Raw genomic sequence first — 15450 nt, 5'->3', positions numbered from 1 at the left:
GTCCGGGGTGACAATAACTAAAAAAACCGATGGGAAACATACGGATATGACCACGACCACACAACAACACGATCACGCCCGCCCCCTCAATCGACAGGATTACAAAACTCTGAGCCTGGCTGCCCTCGGCGGCGCGCTGGAGTTTTACGACTTCATCATCTTCGTCTTCTTCGCCGTGGTCATCGGCGAGCTGTTCTTCCCGGCCGACATTCCCGAGTGGCTGCGCCAGTTCCAGACCTTCGGCATCTTCGCCGCCGGTTATCTGGCCCGCCCGCTTGGCGGCATCATCATGGCCCACTTTGGCGATCTCATCGGTCGCAAGCGGATGTTCACCCTCAGCATCATCATGATGGCGCTGCCGACCCTGTTGATCGGTCTGCTGCCCACCTATGCGGTGCTCGGCATCGGCGCCCCCATCGCCCTGCTGGGATTGCGGATCCTGCAAGGCGCCGCCATCGGCGGTGAAGTGCCGGGCGCCTGGGTATTTGTCGCCGAGCACGTTCCTGCCCGTCGGGTCGGGGTCGCCTGCGGCACGCTCACGGCGGGATTGACGGCCGGCATCCTGCTCGGCTCCCTCATCGCCACTGCGGTCAACAAGAGCCTGACCCCGGCCGAAGTGAGTGACTGGGGCTGGCGAGTTCCCTTCCTGCTGGGCGGTATCTTCGGCATCGTCGCCATGTACCTGCGTCGCTGGTTGCACGAGACCCCGGTTTTCGCCGAGATGAAGGCCAACAAGACCCTGGCTGACGAGCTGCCCCTCAAGTCGGTGCTGCGCAACCACAAGAGCAGCGTGGTGGTCTCCATGCTGCTCACCTGGCTGCTCTCCGCCGGTATCGTGGTGGTGATCCTGATGACCCCGACCTATCTGCAGAAGGTTTATGGCATCAGCCCGGCGGACGCCCTGACCGCCAACTCGCTGGCGATCATTGCCCTGACCCTCGGCTGCATCGTCTATGGCCGACTGATCGACCTGCTGGGCAGCGGTCTCACCTTCATGTTCGGCTCCCTGCTGCTGGCAGGCTCCAGCTACGCCTTCTATCACGGTCTGGCGGCCGGTACGAGCCAGCTGGTGCCGCTCTACATGCTGGCGGGCTTTGCGGTCGGGATTGTCGGCGCCGTGCCTTACGTGATGGTCAACGCCTTCCCGCCGGTGGTGCGCTTCTCAGGTCTGTCGTTCTCCTACAACGTGGCCTACGCCATCTTCGGCGGCCTTACCCCGATGGCGGTGACCCTCTGGATGAAGAGCGACATGCTGGCCCCCTCCCACTATGTGGTAAGCCTGTCGGTGCTGGGTTTCGCCATCGGCCTCTGGCTCTGGTTCCAGCAACGGGCCATCCGGCAACAGCAAGCGCCGCAAGCGGCCTGAACCGAACATCAAGCCCCGGTATCTGCCGGGGCTTTTTTGTACTGCTTATGTTCAGTTTCGCCAGCATAAGATAGCCTCCCTCTTGAGTCAGGTGACCACCTGGATCAAGGTATTCCCATTCATCCCTGCTATCCGAGGCTCAACATGTTCTTTCAGGTCGTATTTCTCGCTTTGCTGGCGTTGCTGCCCATGGTCAATCCGCCTACCACGGCCACCCTGCTGCTGGGGCTGAGCAAGGGGATGTCGCGCGAACATGTGCGACGTCAGGTCAATATGGCGGCCATCTATCTGTTCTGCACCCTCTGCATCACTTTCTTTATCGGCTCCTCGATTCTGGATCTGTTCGGTATCTCCATTCCGGGTTTGCGCCTAGCCGGGGGGCTCATCATCGGCTTTATCGGCTTTCGCATGCTGTTCCCCGCCCCCAGCCAGCAGAGCGGGGTCGATATCAACCAGAGCATTGCCTTCGTACCACTCACCATGCCCAGCATGTGCGGGCCGGGCACCATGGCGCTGGTGATAAGCGGGGCAGCCCAGATTGCCGAGCTGCCTGACGAGTACAACCGCCTCACCATCTATGGCGCCATGGTCACTGCGTTTGCCCTGATGAGCCTGATCAGCTGGGGAGTATTGAAGCTGGCGGATCCGGTCTGCAAGATCCTTGGCGCCACCGGCATCGATGCCATGACACGCATCATGGGCTTCCTGCTGGTCTGCATGGGTATGCAGTTTTGCATCAACGGCATCAAGGAAGTGGCACAGGATCCGGTCTTCCACGGCGGCCAGGCCGTGCAAACCGCACCGGCGCTACCGCAGGCTTCCGGCACGTTTGATCAGTTGCCGCAAAAGCCCGTCAGCCCTGATTGAAAACGGTATCAAAAAGTCCCTGACGATCTGCACTGATCTTGTTCCTGATCATGTTATTGACACAAAAATGGGTTAGTTTGTTTTTTATACAGACTTTATTCAGACGGACGCTGATAGGTTTGTTGATGAATACCCACTCAACTTCAGGAGAGTATGCAGATGGAGAAGATACTGACCGAAATAGGGAGCCATAGCCTGTTTCACGAGTACCTGAACGTGGTTGGGATTGCGAGCCCATCCCTCGCCAAGATTGAGCAACACTGGGAATATAAAAAGCGGGAGCAGCTGGTCGCCAAAATCCAGATCGACAAACAGGGCAATGCCCGTTACTTCATCGATGCTCGCGCAATATCCATCAACTGATACCGAATAACCAGCCAGCCCCGCTCCACCGAACGGGGCTTTTTGTTGTCTGCGATCCCGCACTCGCTGACCCGCATTATCTCTGCTGTTGCCAGAAGCTCTGTTTGTTTTTTGTACAGCACTCATTCAGCTCGACATGGCTATCTTGTATCTGCCCCCCTTGTTCCAGAAGAGTGCCCATATGACCAAGATGCTGACCGAAATCGGCAGTCATAGCCTGTTTCACGAATACCTGAATGTGCTCGGCATAGCCAATCCAGCTCTTGCCAACATAGAACAACTGTGGGAACACAGGCAGCAAGAGAGGCTGCTCGCCAAAATCCAGATCGACAAACAGGGTAAAGCCCGTTACTTCATCGACGCCCGCGCCATCTCGGTCAATTAACACTGATGATTCTGCAAGCCCCGGCCTACTGACCGGGGCTTTTTGTTGCATTCCCATCAAGCAGGCTAGCCAATCCCCCTGTCACCCCCTCTTCTCTCCATACTCCTCTAATGGAATTTTATCTCCTTTAAAAACAAAATAACTGGAATAATTAATTATGCGATGCTGATCTCATAATAAAAATCAAAAATCGTTCATGATGGCCAACATCAAAAAAGATGATTTACGCCGGGAATGGCGACGACCTGAAGTAGAGGAAGCGATGACCATTGACCTATCAAGCATGATTACCGAAACCCGCAATCCAGCCAGCATCGAGATCGATCAGCTCCCGACGCTGGATATGCTGCGGATCATCAATCAAGAAGATCAACACGTTGCAGTGGCTGTAGGCCAACTGCTGCCCGAGATCGCCAAGGCGGTCGATGCTATTGCAGCCGCATTTGGCAAAGGCGGCCGCCTGATCTACATCGGGGCTGGCACCTCCGGGCGCCTCGGCATCCTGGACGCCAGCGAATGCCCGCCCACCTACGGGGTCTCTGCCGAGCTGGTCATCGGCCTGATTGCCGGGGGCCACAAGGCCATACTGCAGGCGGTGGAGAATGCCGAAGACGATGCAGAACTCGGTGCCAACGATCTTAAAAATATCCACTTCAGTGCCCACGACGTGCTGGTGGGTATCGCAGCCAGCGGGCGAACCCCCTATGTGCTGGGCGCCATGCAATATGCCAGGAGCCTGGGTGCCACAGTGTGCAGCATCAGCTGCAACCCGGGCAGCCCGCTCGCCAAAGCGGCCGACATCAGCATGGTCGCCGTGGTCGGCCCCGAGATTGTGACCGGCTCCTCCCGCATGAAAGCGGGCACAGCCCAGAAGCTGATCCTCAATATGCTCTCGACCGGCGCCATGATCCGTACCGGCAAGGTCTACGGCAATCTGATGGTGGATGTGGAGGCGACCAACGCCAAACTGGTGGAGCGCCAGAAGCGCATCGTCATGGAAGCAACCGAATGTGATCGTGGCACGGCCGAGCAGGCTCTTGCTGCCGCAGATAACCATTGCAAGACCGCCATTGTGATGATCCTGGCCAATATCTCCGCCAGCGAAGCACGAGAGCGGCTGAAAAGCAGCGGCGGCTTTATCAGCAAATGCACAGATTAATCGGCCGACCGCACATTGGCCGCGCCAGCAATGGCGACAGGATAACAACATAAGCGGGGGCATCCGCCCCCTCACATCAGACTGACCGGGTTCTTTATGGCAAAAATAACTGATTCCATGATTGGCCAGATCATCCAGGCCATCGGCGGCCGGGATAACATCACCAACTGTGGCCACTGCATGACCCGCTTGCGGCTGAGCCTGGCGGACAGCCTGCATGCCGATCGCGATACCATCAAACGGATCGCCGGGGTGATGGGGGTGATTGAAAGCGACAACCAGTTCCAGATAGTGCTTGGTCCGGGCAAGGCCCAGACCGCCTGCGAAATGATGAACGGCATGCTGAGTGCGGACGCGGGCATCCTCACCGCCCCCCGCCCGCAATCAGCGGATCTTGTCGACATCGCCGCCGCCAACAAACAGGCGCTGAAGCAGAAACAGAGCAGTGCGGCGCACCGCTTCCTGGCCAAGTTTGCCACCATTTTCACACCGCTGATCCCCGGTTTTATCGCTGCGGGTCTGCTGCTCGGCTGCGCCACCCTGATCGAGCAAACCCTGCTGCTGGAAGGACAGCAGACAGGGGGCATGCTGGCCGAATTTGTCGGCTACATGAAGCTCTTCAGCAAGGGATTGTTCAGCTTCCTCAGCATACTGATCGGCTACAACGCCCAGAAGGCGTTTGGTGGCTCCGGCGTCAACGGTGCCATCATCGCCTCTCTGTTTGTCATGGGTTATGACCCTCAGGCCAGCAGCGGCATCTACTCCGGTATCACCGACTTCTTCGGCCATCAGATCGATCCCCGCGGCAACATCATCGGCGTGCTGATCGCCTGCATCATAGGCGCCTCAGTTGAGCGCCAGGTTCGCCGCTACATGCCGGACAGTCTGGATATGATCCTCACTTCCTGCATCACCCTGCTGATCATGGGAGCCGTCACCTTTATCCTGATCATGCCCCTCGGCGTGCAGCTCTATAACGGCATGTCCTGGCTCTTCATCAACCTCAATGGCAACCCGTTCGGTACCGCTATTCTGGCTGGCCTGTTCCTCATCTCGGTGATGTTCGGCATCCACCAGGGATTCGTTCCAGTCTACTTTGCGCTGATGGATGCCCAGGGCTTCAACTCCCTGTTTCCTATCCTGGCGCTGGCCGGTGCCGGACAGGTAGGGGCTGCGCTGGCGCTCTACAGCCGGGCAGGCAAGGATTCCCTACTGCGCACTCAGGTGAAGGGCACCATCATTCCGGGCATTCTGGGGGTCGGTGAGCCGCTCATCTACGGCGTCACCCTGCCGCGGGTCAAACCCTTTATCACGGCCTGCTGCGGTGGTTCGCTGGGGGGCTTCGTGGTTGGCCTGATCTCCTGGCTGGGTCTGCCGGTCGGCCTCAACACCGTCTTTGGACCATCCGGTATCGTCGCCCTGCCGCTGATGACCTCCGCCCAGGGGATCTTCCCCGGCATGATGGTCTATGCGGTCGGCCTCGCCGTCGCCTACCTCGGCGGCTATCTCTTCACCCTGATGTTCGGCTGCAAGAACGTCGATCTGAGTTAATCCCTCCTCCGGATTTCTAGCCAAGGTCTGGCCCCGAGCAATCGGGGTCATGGCCAAACTCATCCCGGCTCTGGCACAGAGCCCGTACAGGAACGATAAAAAATGAAAAAATCCATGCTTGCTCTGGTTCTTCCCGCACTGCTCGGCACAGGTTCCGCTCATGCGGCCGTCATCTATCAGGCTGACGATGGCTCCAACGTCGACCTCTACGGCCGTCTTGGCTTCAATATTTCCGACAAGAAGAGCGGCAATGATCAGGGTGACTTCGATGGCCGTATCGGCTTTACCGCCCGCCAGACCGTCAATGACGATGTCGCAGTGATCGGCATGGCGCAATATCAGGTCAATGCAGCCGAATACGCCAACAACGTGCAGAAGAACAGCAGCGACCTCACTGCCCGTTACGTCTGGGCCGGGATCGACGGTGGCCAGTGGGGCAAGGTGACCGGCGGGCGCGTCTCTTCCGGCCTCATCATGTTCACCGATATTGGCGATGTGTTTGCCGCCTCTGATGTCTCCATGGCTCGTCAGGCCAGCAAGGTGGACTCCACCGCCGTGCAGGTGTTCCGTCAGGATGGCACCCTGCAGTACCAGAACACCCTCGGCAATCTGGATCTCTCGCTCGCCTACATCCTTGGTAACGGCACCTCGGATCTTGATTACGGCTACAACGGCGCCCTGCGCTACACCTTCGATCTGGGCAATGCCGGTAAACTGGCTCCGGTCGTGGCGTATCAGCAGACCAAAGCCGCCCAGAGCAGTGGCAGCAAGGTCGATCCCAATGCCGATGAGTATCGCTTCGCCGGGATCGGTACCCGCTACTATCTCGGCCCTCTGATGTTGGGCGCCCTCTATAGCAAGGATCAGGTGACCTATCGCGATGGCCGTGCCGACAGTGAAGACAAGGTGTGGGAACTGACCGCGGTGTATGACATCAACCAGAAGTGGGCGGCCCGCGCAGGCTATCGTCACCTCGTCAATGAGGGTGGCGACCAGATGGCACTGCGCGATACTACGCTGGAGCTACAATACAAGCTCACCCCGCGATCTTCCCTCTACAGCGCCTATGTGATCCGCAATGGTGAAGATGGTCTGGCTGGAAGCACCATCACCAGCTTTGGTGGCAGCAGCAACAGCGAGAGCTTCTACCACCTCGGCCTGCGCTACGAATTCTGATCTGGTTGCCGGCCTGCGGGCCGGCTCCTTCATGGAGTCTTATGATGGCACGATCCTCCCTGCTCTCTCCCCTACTATTATCCCCCCTGTTTGCCCTGCTGCTCAGCGTACCGGCCACGGCAGCCCGACTGGAGCTGGCCGATACCCTCACCCTGCTCGCTTCGCCACAGGGCAAACCCTCGGCCTTCACCCGGACCATTGAGCTCCCGGCGGGAGAGTCCCGACTGCTGGTGCGCTTTGACAGCCCAAGTGACCCTCGCTCCACCAACGAGAGCCAGGGACGCGTGACCTCGGCTCCTCTGCTGGTTACCCTTACAGCACCATCACAAGGGACGCTGCAACTGACCCCCCCGGTGCTGACCAGCTCCTCGGCTATCCGCCAGTTTGCCGCCAGCCCGGCCCTGCAGCTGAGTGACGACAAGGGCACCTCACAACCGCTGGCACTACAAGCCCTGCCACGCAACCAGGATAGTCTGGGCACCGATTACCAGGCCCTGCTGGCAAGCCATACGCCAACAGTGAGTCCGACCCCCATTTTCGCAACACAAGCCGCAACTACCGCTCATACAGCTTTGGTACTTACGCCGGAGCAGGCGGATGCCACCCTGCGGGAACTCTATCTGGCGGCCGATGCCAAGCGGCGTAAAGCCTTTATCCGCTGGGCCCTTGACCTCTAGCAGACAACAAAAAACCACCTGTTCAGGTGGTTTTTTGTTGTACGGATGATGCTGCGGGAGAGCAGGCATCACTCCTTGTTGAGTCGGTCGATGGCATCCCGGGTACCGTCAATCAGGGCCCAGGCTCGCTCGTCTCTGCGCTGCACCAGGCCGAGGAACAGGATGTCGGTAATGGTGTTCTGGGCGGTACGGGAGGAGATGGAAGAGATACGCAGTTCGTTCTCCTCCGCCACCGTATCCAGCACCATGTCGGCCATCTGGCGCAACTGGGTTTGCCGGAACGAAGTCACGGCAATCAGGGTGGCACCATTGCGCTTGGCCAGCTCGGCCGCCGCCAGCACATCACGGCTGGCGCCAGAATAGGAGATGACCAGCTGCACATCACCCGGCCCCAGGGTCTGGGCGATGGAGATCTGCACATGGCTATCCTGGGCAAACAGGGTAGTTACGCCAATTTTGAGCAACTTGTACCAGAGATCCTTGGCGGTCAGTGCAGAACCGCCAATCCCCACCAGCTGTACCCGCCCGGCGCCATCTATGGTGTCGAGTACCTGCTTCAGCAGAGCACTGTCGAGAGCCTGTGTGGTCTCGATAATAGAATTGATCTTCTCCTGCGCCAGCTTCTTGGCCATGGTCTCCAGATCATCGTCTCGCCCGATGCCATTGTAGAGATCACCGACATTGTCGGTCTTGATGGCATGCTTGCGCCCCAGATCCTCGCTGACCGCCAGCTTGAAGGCGGTGAAGCCCTTGAACCCGATCTTCTGAGTGAACTTCACTATGCTCGACTGGCTCACCTCCGCCTGCTGGGCCAGCTCCTGAGAGGAGAAGTGGGTCACCTGTTCCGGACAGGAGAGGATGTAATCGGCAATCTTGAGCTCGCTGGGGGAGAGCTGGCTCCTGATATTGGATATTTTCGACAGGGTAAGCATGGTTTCTCTCTGTTCTTGTTCTGCGTCGAGGCTTACTGGGTGCCACCCACGGTGAGCTGATCCAGTTTGAGGGTGGGTTGGCCGACACCGACCGGCACGCTCTGCCCCTCCTTGCCGCAGATGCCAACCCCGCGATCCAGCGCAAGATCGCTGCCCACCATGGAGACCTGGCTCATCGCCTCGGGGCCGTTGCCGATCAGGGTCGCGCCCTTGATGGGAGCGGTGATCTTGCCATCCTCGATGAGGTAGGCCTCGGAGGCGGAGAAGACAAACTTGCCGGAGGTGATGTCCACCTGACCGCCGCCGAAGTTGGGGGCATAAATGCCCTTCTTCACCGAGGCGATGATCTCCGCCGGATCATACTGACCCGCCAGCATGTAGGTGTTGGTCATGCGCGGCATCGGCATGGCGGCGTAGGATTCGCGGCGCCCGTTGCCGGTGAGCGGTACCCCCATCAGGCGGGCGTTCTGTTTGTCCTGCAAATACCCCTTGAGGATACCGTTCTCGATCAGCACGTTGTAACCGCCCGGCGTCCCCTCGTCATCAATGGAGACGGAGCCGCGCCGACCCGGCAGGGTGCCATCATCGACGATGGTGCAGTGCTTGGAGGCCACCTGCTCGCCGATGCGGCCGGCAAATGCGGAAGATCCCTTGCGGTTGAAATCCCCCTCCAGACCATGACCTACCGCCTCGTGCAGCAGCACGCCAGGCCAGCCGGAGCCCAACACCACCGGCATGGTGCCGGCTGGCGCGTCGATGGCTTCCAGATTGACCAGCGCCTGACGCACCGCTTCACGCACATAGCCAAAGGCGCGGCTCTCCAGCCCGTCCAGTTCGAGGAACCAGTCGTAACCAAAGCGCCCACCGCCACCGGCACTGCCACGCTCGCGGCGATCGCCCTTCTCGGCGATCACGGTCACCGACAGACGCACCAGCGGACGCACATCGGCGGCCAGGGTGCCGTCGGTCGCGGCCACCAGCACCTCTTCGTAGACGCCGCTGATGGAGGCCATCACCTGATTGATGGCGGGATCCAGACTCCTGGCGAACTTGTCCATCTGCTCCAGCAGGGCAATCTTCTGGTGCTTGTCGAGGGTCTGCAGCGGATCCATGGCCGGATAGAGCAGGTTCGCTTCGGTGCGCGCCCATGCCTTCACCTTGCCGTGAGCACCGGCAGCGGCGATGCCGCGGGCGGCAGTCACCGACTGTTGCAGCGCCAGCAGGCTCAGCTCGTCCGAGTAGGCGAAACCGGTCTTCTCGCCGCTGACGGCGCGCACCCCGACCCCCTGATCGATGTTGTAGCTGCCATCCTTGACAATGCCATCTTCCAGCATCCAGGACTCGTGCCAGCTGCGCTGGAAATAGAGATCGCCGAACTCGACCTGGTGGCTCATCAGGCTGCCGAGCAACTGCTGCAGGCGCCCTTCGTCGAGGTCGTTCGGGGCCAACAGGGAGGCACTAACCTGGCTCAATAGACTCAATCTTTTTCTCCACTCTCGTAACGAGCTGTTTTAAATCGTCTTGCCGACGGGTTGGCAACAAGCCGCACCATCACAACAAACGGGCATGCTCCAGCACGGGCAAACGGCTGCGTTTCAATTTTTCACCACACCATCAGAGCAAACGGGCGTGTTGCAGCACTGGCATGGTGCGTTTCAATTCGTCGATAAGCCCGGGCTCCATCTGCGCCAGCACAGTGCCGCGCCCGGACTCTTTGCTCGCCAGCACCCGACCCCAGGGGTCGATCACCATGCTGTGGCCCCAGGTCTGGCGCCCTGTCTCGTGAGTGCCGCCCTGATTGGCAGCGACTACGTAGCACTGGTTTTCGATAGCGCGAGCCCGCAGCAGCGGCTCCCAGTGCGCCTCGCCGGTCACGGCGGTAAAGGCGGCAGGCACCAGCAGCACGCGGGCACCGGCACGGGCCAACTGACGGTAGAGCTCGGGAAAGCGCAAATCATAACAGATCGAGAGGCCGAGGGGACCAAAGGGAGAGTCCACCAACACAGGCGCTTCCCCCGGGCTGAAGGTCTCCGACTCACGGTAGCGACCGTGATTATCCGCCACATCCACGTCGAACAGGTGGATCTTGTGGTAGTGGCCCCTAAGCTCACCGCTTGGGTCAAACACCAGCGAGCTGGTGTGGATATGGTCGGAACCTGAGATGGTGGTCGGCATAGCCCCGGCCACCAGCCAGATACCGTAATCGCGAGCCCATTCGGCCAGTTGTTGCTGAATGGGCGTTGCTCCGCTCAGAGCGGCGCTGGGATCGGAGCCGATTGCCTCGGCACCATCCAGATAGCCCTGCCGTTCGCCAAACAGGGCAAAGTTCTCAGGCAGCAGCACCAGCAGCGGCCGCTCTTTGGGCAAGGCCGCCAGTTCGGCGGCAATCTGCTTCCGGTTATCCTGCCAGTGACGGCCAGATACCAACTGTATTGCGGCTAACCACATGACTCTCTCCTTGTCGCTTGGGCCATCAGACGGTGACAGCATCCCCTGCCTGCAGGGTGTAATCCAGCACTATGATGCGCGCCAGCACCGGGCGGAAGATGGCCTTGAGGGCATCGTGATCCGGATGGGGCAGATAGCGCTGGCGGGCTGCTTCGTCGGCGAAGGTCATCAGCACGCTGTGGGTAAAGCCATCATCCCTCCCCTCCGGGCTGTCATTCTCCCCCCACTCCACGGCGGTCACGCCGCTGACCTGATGGGGAATGGCGAGAAAGGCGGTACGCACCGCATCTACCCGGGCAGGCTGGGTGTCCGGCTTGAAGGCGATCAGCAGGATATGTCGGATCATGGCTAACTCCTTGTGATGGTGCCGGGCCGCTCGTTCAGCGCTGAGCGGGCCCTGCGTGTTTGGGGCTCAGCAGGAAAGGGGTCACCTCTTGGGTCGGCAGGCTGGGGGCAACGGCATCTACCGCCTCTTTCTGCTGCTGGTTGAGCTTGATGCGCGCGCGATCGCGCCCCGCCTCGATCAGCTTGGGTGCGTCGAGCGAGCCCGAGATGCGAAAATCGATGCGGGTCACCACATCCACCACCGGCTCCAGCAGTTTGGAGAGGGCCAGCACATAGAGACCCGTGACCGGCGTGATGGAGAAAGCCGCCACCACCGGCAGGGTGCCCCCCAGATTGGGAGAGAAGCTCAGCTCGTAGTCGAGCCGCCAGCGCACCAGATCGGCGATCCCCTCGCCGCGCAGGTTGCCTGCCGCCCCCTTCATATAGAAATCATCGTTGCTGACCAGCCCCTGCTTGATGGTGGCAGAAGCAGACATGGATTCGAAGTAGAAGCCCTTGTCGAACACATCGCGAAAATCGAGCCGAAGCTTGCGCAGCAGGGAGTCGAGACTGAGCAGAGAGAGCAGCCGCGCCCCCTTGTCGTTGACCTCGCGCAGGGTGCCGCCCTCCAGCTGATAGTTGGCACTCCCCCCCAGAGTCGGCAGACTCGGGCGATAGGGCACATCCTGCCAGTTGAGATCAAAGGCGAGGGAGCCGGGGGCATCACCGATGGGCGAGGTGTAGCCGAGCCGCTTGAGCAGCAGCTCGCTGTTGTTACTGGTCAGCTTGCCACGGGCCCGCGTCTCCATCCGGTTGCCATCGGCCAGCCAGTCGACGCTGCCGGCAAGCTGACTGCCTGCCAACCGCATATCCAGCCCCTTGAGAGTCACCTTGTTGGCGCCCGGCAGCAGCTCGCCTTTCACTTCGCCAAGCGGCAACTCGCCAAAGCGGCAATCGACACAGCTGAATGTCAGCCAGGGGATCGAAGCCATGATGGCGTTATCCTGCTTCGCATCGGGATCCGGGCTGAGATCCGAACTCTTGCCGGACCAGTAGATGCGGGCAAACTTGGCATCCACCGGACGGTTGGCCACTGCGGGCAGGCGGATCACCCCCATCACATCGGGGCTATCGATCATCACTTCGGTCGCCTGATTGGTCGGTCCCACGGTGAAACGCGCCGCCTTGAGGGTGGCACTGCCGATATAGGCACGGGCCAGCTGCCCATCCACCCACCACTCCTGTGGCAGGAAGGCAGGGCCGACTACCGCATTACCGGTCTGGTTCTGCGCTGGCAGCCATTGCTTGAGTCGCGCCAGCCAGCCGCCCACATCGGCCTCCTGCTGGTTGATGGCAAGCAACATGGGGGCATCGCGCATTACCCGGGCACCCGGTTGGCCTATATCAACCCGCACCCGACTGAGATAAGGCACCCCCTCGCCGTAGACCAGCCGGGTCTGCATATCCACATCAGCCCCCAGCACGGCGCGAATGTCGGCGCTGCCATCCCGGCCACGGGCGATCACCTTGAGCGGCAGCCGGCTGGCGCTGCTCTTGGCCAGCGGCAGCGGCAGATCCAGCCCCATCCCCTGCAGGTTGGAGTCGAGCGCCAGCTGGAAGCTGAACGGCTTGCTCTCGGGCAAGATCAACTCGAGCTTGCCGCCCCAGTTGCTGCGGCCGTTGAGGATACCGTACGAAGAGATGGCGGCGGGTTGGCGGCGGCTATCCCATTGCCCCTTGAAATCGAGGTCGACCTGATAGTGATCCGGATGCTGGCGCCCCTGATAGTCGAGGGTCAGCGGCTGGTTCCACAGGCTCGCCTTGAGGTTGCTGAAACGGGTCTGCTGGTTGTCATACTCGAGGCGCCCCTGCACCTTCTCCAGCGGCAGATCCAGACTGGCGACCCGCACCTTGTTGTTGCTGAAGGTGGCATCGCCACTCGCCTTCACCTCGCTCTCGCCATCGAGAGGAATATCGAGCTTGACCGATCCTGCCATCGGGCCACGGATCTCGATCTCCCGCAGCGCCTGTCCCACCGAACTGCCCAGCGGGGAGTCCTGCAGGTAGTCGCTGATGGCCTTACCCTCCCCCTGCACCTTGGCATCCACATAGAGGTGGGCGCCTGGGGAGAGATCCGGGATCCAGGCATGCACCGAGTCGGAGCTCGCCTTGCCAAGTCGGGTGGAGCGGCTGCGCATATCGAGGCCGGCATTCTGGAACAAGAGATCGATCTGCAGGTCGGTGAGCGGTTGCCAACCAGGGAAGAACTCGTAGGTGGCCCGCTCCAGCGGCACCGCCACCTGGAAGATGCCATCACCTTTCTCATAAGGGAAATCCCGAAACTCCCCATACCAGAGCAGGTCGGCCCCCTTGGCCTTGCCCCCCTTGATGGCGCCGCTCAGGTAATCCACCAGCCCCTTGTCCATCGCCTGCAGCGGGAAGTAGCGATCCGCATGGCCCGCATTCTTCACATCGATGCGACCGGTCAGGGCGAGGAAAGGGTGCTCGAACAGATCGAGGCGGAAACGGCTGGACAGGGTCAGATCCGGGTTATCCAGCGCGATATCCTGCCCGTACAGCACCCAGCCCTGTTCCTCGCGCCACCAGTCGAGGCGGGCCGAGAAGTTGTCGACCGGGATCGGCATCTTGAAGTGACGGGCGGGATCCACTTTGTCGTTTGCCAGCGCCACTCTGGCGCTGCCCCCCTTGGGGGTGAGCCAGAATTCACCGTTGAGATCCTGCATCCCGGGCACGTCGTGCCAGGCATTGAGGCTCACATTGACGATCTCGCCGCTGAGGGATATATCCTGCCACCCGGCATCCGCCTGCAGGGTCAAATCTGTCAGCTTGCCCTTGGGTTTGGTCTGCTTGAGCAGCTCGCTCTGGGCAGGATAAATCGCGGAGACCAGCTGGCTCAGCTGGGCAAGCTGGTCGAGATCGATCTGCGGCACATAGCCCTGCACCCGCTCACCGATCCGCTCCAGCTGCAACCGGCTGTGCAGCCAGGGTTTACCATCCAGCTTGAAGGTGACGCCATGGCTGGCCAGTTGCCAGTTTTCACCATCGCGGCGTAGCTGAACCTTGCCGCCATCGAGGCCGAAACGGTGCATCTCCCCTTTCTTGGGATCCTTCCAGATCAGGTAGTTGTTGCCAAAGGCCAGTAGGGTATTGCCCAGCTTGCCGCTGTCAAACTCGCTCCAGAGCTGGAAATCGAGCTGCCCGGCCACCTTGGGTTCACCAGCATGGAGCCTGGCGAGGGTCGGGGTAATATCGAGCTGGCGGGCACCCAGATAGAGCTGCCCCTTGAGGCGATCGAGCCGATCTTGTGGCGTATCTACATCGAGTATCAGGTCCAGGGTGCTCTCGCCTACCCCGTTGATGAGATAGGCCTTACCGACCCCCTGATGGCGCTTGCCACGATTCTGCCAGCGCAGATGGGCGATATCGAGTGCCCGCATATCGCCGAGCGCCGTGGTGACGCTGAGGTGGGTATCGTGCACATCAAAGGTGGAGAGCTGGGTCAGCAGAAAGCGCAGCAGGGCTCCCTGCTGGGGATCGCCGGATGGGCTGTCGTCAGCCGGCTGACTGAAATCGAGGGTGATATCGCCATCGCTCAGGATCAGCTCGCCAAAGACCGGCTTGAGCTGGTTGAGGGTGCGCCAGAAGTCGAGATGAACCCAGGCCTTGCCGAGCTTGATGGTATAGCGCCTGGAGTCGGGGGCGACGGCGAGGTGTTGCAGCTCGAGGGCCGGGCCGGACTGTGTCCAGCTCAGCCCAATCTGATCAACGCTGACCTTGATTTGCGAATCGCCGAGCAGAGAGTTGATAAGGCTCTCCCGGTACTGATTCAGCAAAGGGCCTCCGACCCGTACCAGCGTGACCAGCATGGCCAGCAGTACGAACAGAACCCCCAGGGCCAACCAGCCCCGACTCAGCCAGCGATAGACCAATTACATCATCACCACGTCGAACTGCTCCTGACCACAGAGGGGTTCGCTCACCACCCGCACCTGCTTGCCGATGAATACTTCCAGCTCCGCCAGACTGTGGGACTCCTCGCCATGGAGATAATCGGCCACCGCAGGCGCGGCGTAGACGGTGAACTGATCCGCATCGTAGGCGCGATTGACCCGGATGATCTCCCGCAGGATCTCGAAGCAGACCGACTCCACCGTCTTGACCCGGCCACGCCCCTTGCACTC

Annotated in this window: 13 protein-coding genes and 1 pseudogene; 8 read left to right on the top strand and 6 right to left on the bottom strand. The window is 60.5% G+C overall.

Going from position 1 to position 15450, the window contains the following annotated elements; translation table 11 throughout:
• Window positions 1-46 precede the first annotated feature (46 nt).
• The 8 genes from G5358_RS05625 (at window position 47) to G5358_RS05590 (ending at window position 7544) form a co-directional block, all read left to right on the top strand.
• On the top strand, window positions 47-1366 hold the full coding sequence (locus G5358_RS05625) for an MFS transporter (RefSeq protein WP_151287144.1): 1320 nt from the start codon (window positions 47-49) through the stop codon (window positions 1364-1366).
• Between the two features lie 144 nt (window positions 1367-1510).
• Window positions 1511-2233 (top strand): MarC family NAAT transporter, encoded by a 723-nt coding sequence (locus G5358_RS05620; protein WP_151287145.1) that lies wholly within the window; start codon window positions 1511-1513, stop codon window positions 2231-2233.
• Between the two features lie 159 nt (window positions 2234-2392).
• Window positions 2393-2596, top strand: coding sequence for a hypothetical protein (locus G5358_RS05615; protein ID WP_216952760.1), 204 nt, complete (start codon window positions 2393-2395; stop codon window positions 2594-2596).
• Between the two features lie 181 nt (window positions 2597-2777).
• A complete protein-coding gene (locus G5358_RS05610; protein ID WP_041209699.1) occupies window positions 2778-2981 on the top strand; it encodes a hypothetical protein in 204 nt (67 codons plus the stop codon).
• 262 nt (window positions 2982-3243) lie between these two features.
• Window positions 3244-4140 (top strand): N-acetylmuramic acid 6-phosphate etherase, encoded by an 897-nt coding sequence (murQ, locus tag G5358_RS05605; RefSeq protein WP_227341511.1) that lies wholly within the window; start codon window positions 3244-3246, stop codon window positions 4138-4140.
• A 96-nt stretch (window positions 4141-4236) separates the two neighbouring features.
• Window positions 4237-5691, top strand: coding sequence for a PTS N-acetylmuramic acid transporter subunit IIBC (gene murP, locus G5358_RS05600; RefSeq protein WP_041234056.1), 1455 nt, complete (start codon window positions 4237-4239; stop codon window positions 5689-5691).
• Window positions 5692-5793: 102 nt separating this feature from the next.
• Window positions 5794-6867 (top strand): porin, encoded by a 1074-nt coding sequence (locus tag G5358_RS05595; protein WP_227341512.1) that lies wholly within the window; start codon window positions 5794-5796, stop codon window positions 6865-6867.
• A gap of 41 nt (window positions 6868-6908) precedes the next feature.
• On the top strand, window positions 6909-7544 hold the full coding sequence (locus tag G5358_RS05590) for a DUF2057 family protein (RefSeq protein WP_421323774.1): 636 nt from the start codon (window positions 6909-6911) through the stop codon (window positions 7542-7544).
• 68 nt (window positions 7545-7612) lie between these two features.
• Here G5358_RS05590 and G5358_RS05585 read toward each other — a convergent pair whose 3' ends face one another.
• The 6 genes and pseudogenes from G5358_RS05585 to G5358_RS05560 all read right to left on the bottom strand — a co-directional run.
• A complete protein-coding gene (locus tag G5358_RS05585; protein ID WP_108588468.1) occupies window positions 7613-8476 on the bottom strand; it encodes an SIS domain-containing protein in 864 nt (287 codons plus the stop codon).
• A 32-nt stretch (window positions 8477-8508) separates the two neighbouring features.
• Window positions 8509-9957 carry a metalloprotease TldD gene (gene tldD, locus G5358_RS05580; protein ID WP_005348653.1) on the bottom strand — a complete coding sequence of 483 codons (1449 nt, stop codon included), beginning with the start codon at window positions 9955-9957 and terminating at the stop codon, window positions 8509-8511.
• A gap of 133 nt (window positions 9958-10090) precedes the next feature.
• Complete coding sequence (locus tag G5358_RS05575; protein ID WP_421323773.1) at window positions 10091-10924, bottom strand: carbon-nitrogen hydrolase family protein; 834 nt, start codon at window positions 10922-10924, stop codon at window positions 10091-10093.
• Between the two features lie 25 nt (window positions 10925-10949).
• Window positions 10950-11270, bottom strand: a complete 321-nt coding sequence (locus tag G5358_RS05570) for a Dabb family protein (RefSeq protein ID WP_042052565.1) — start codon at window positions 11268-11270, stop codon at window positions 10950-10952.
• A gap of 34 nt (window positions 11271-11304) precedes the next feature.
• On the bottom strand, window positions 11305-15198 hold the full coding sequence (locus G5358_RS05565) for a YhdP family protein (protein ID WP_421323772.1): 3894 nt from the start codon (window positions 15196-15198) through the stop codon (window positions 11305-11307).
• Window positions 15199-15450 (bottom strand): annotated as a pseudogene (locus tag G5358_RS05560) (Rne/Rng family ribonuclease); the annotation flags it as partial.

The organism is Aeromonas sp. 604176, from assembly GCF_049170755.1.
In the GTDB taxonomy this organism is placed as follows: domain Bacteria; phylum Pseudomonadota; class Gammaproteobacteria; order Enterobacterales; family Aeromonadaceae; genus Aeromonas; species Aeromonas veronii_A.
This window is presented reverse-complemented; position numbering and strand designations above follow the sequence as displayed.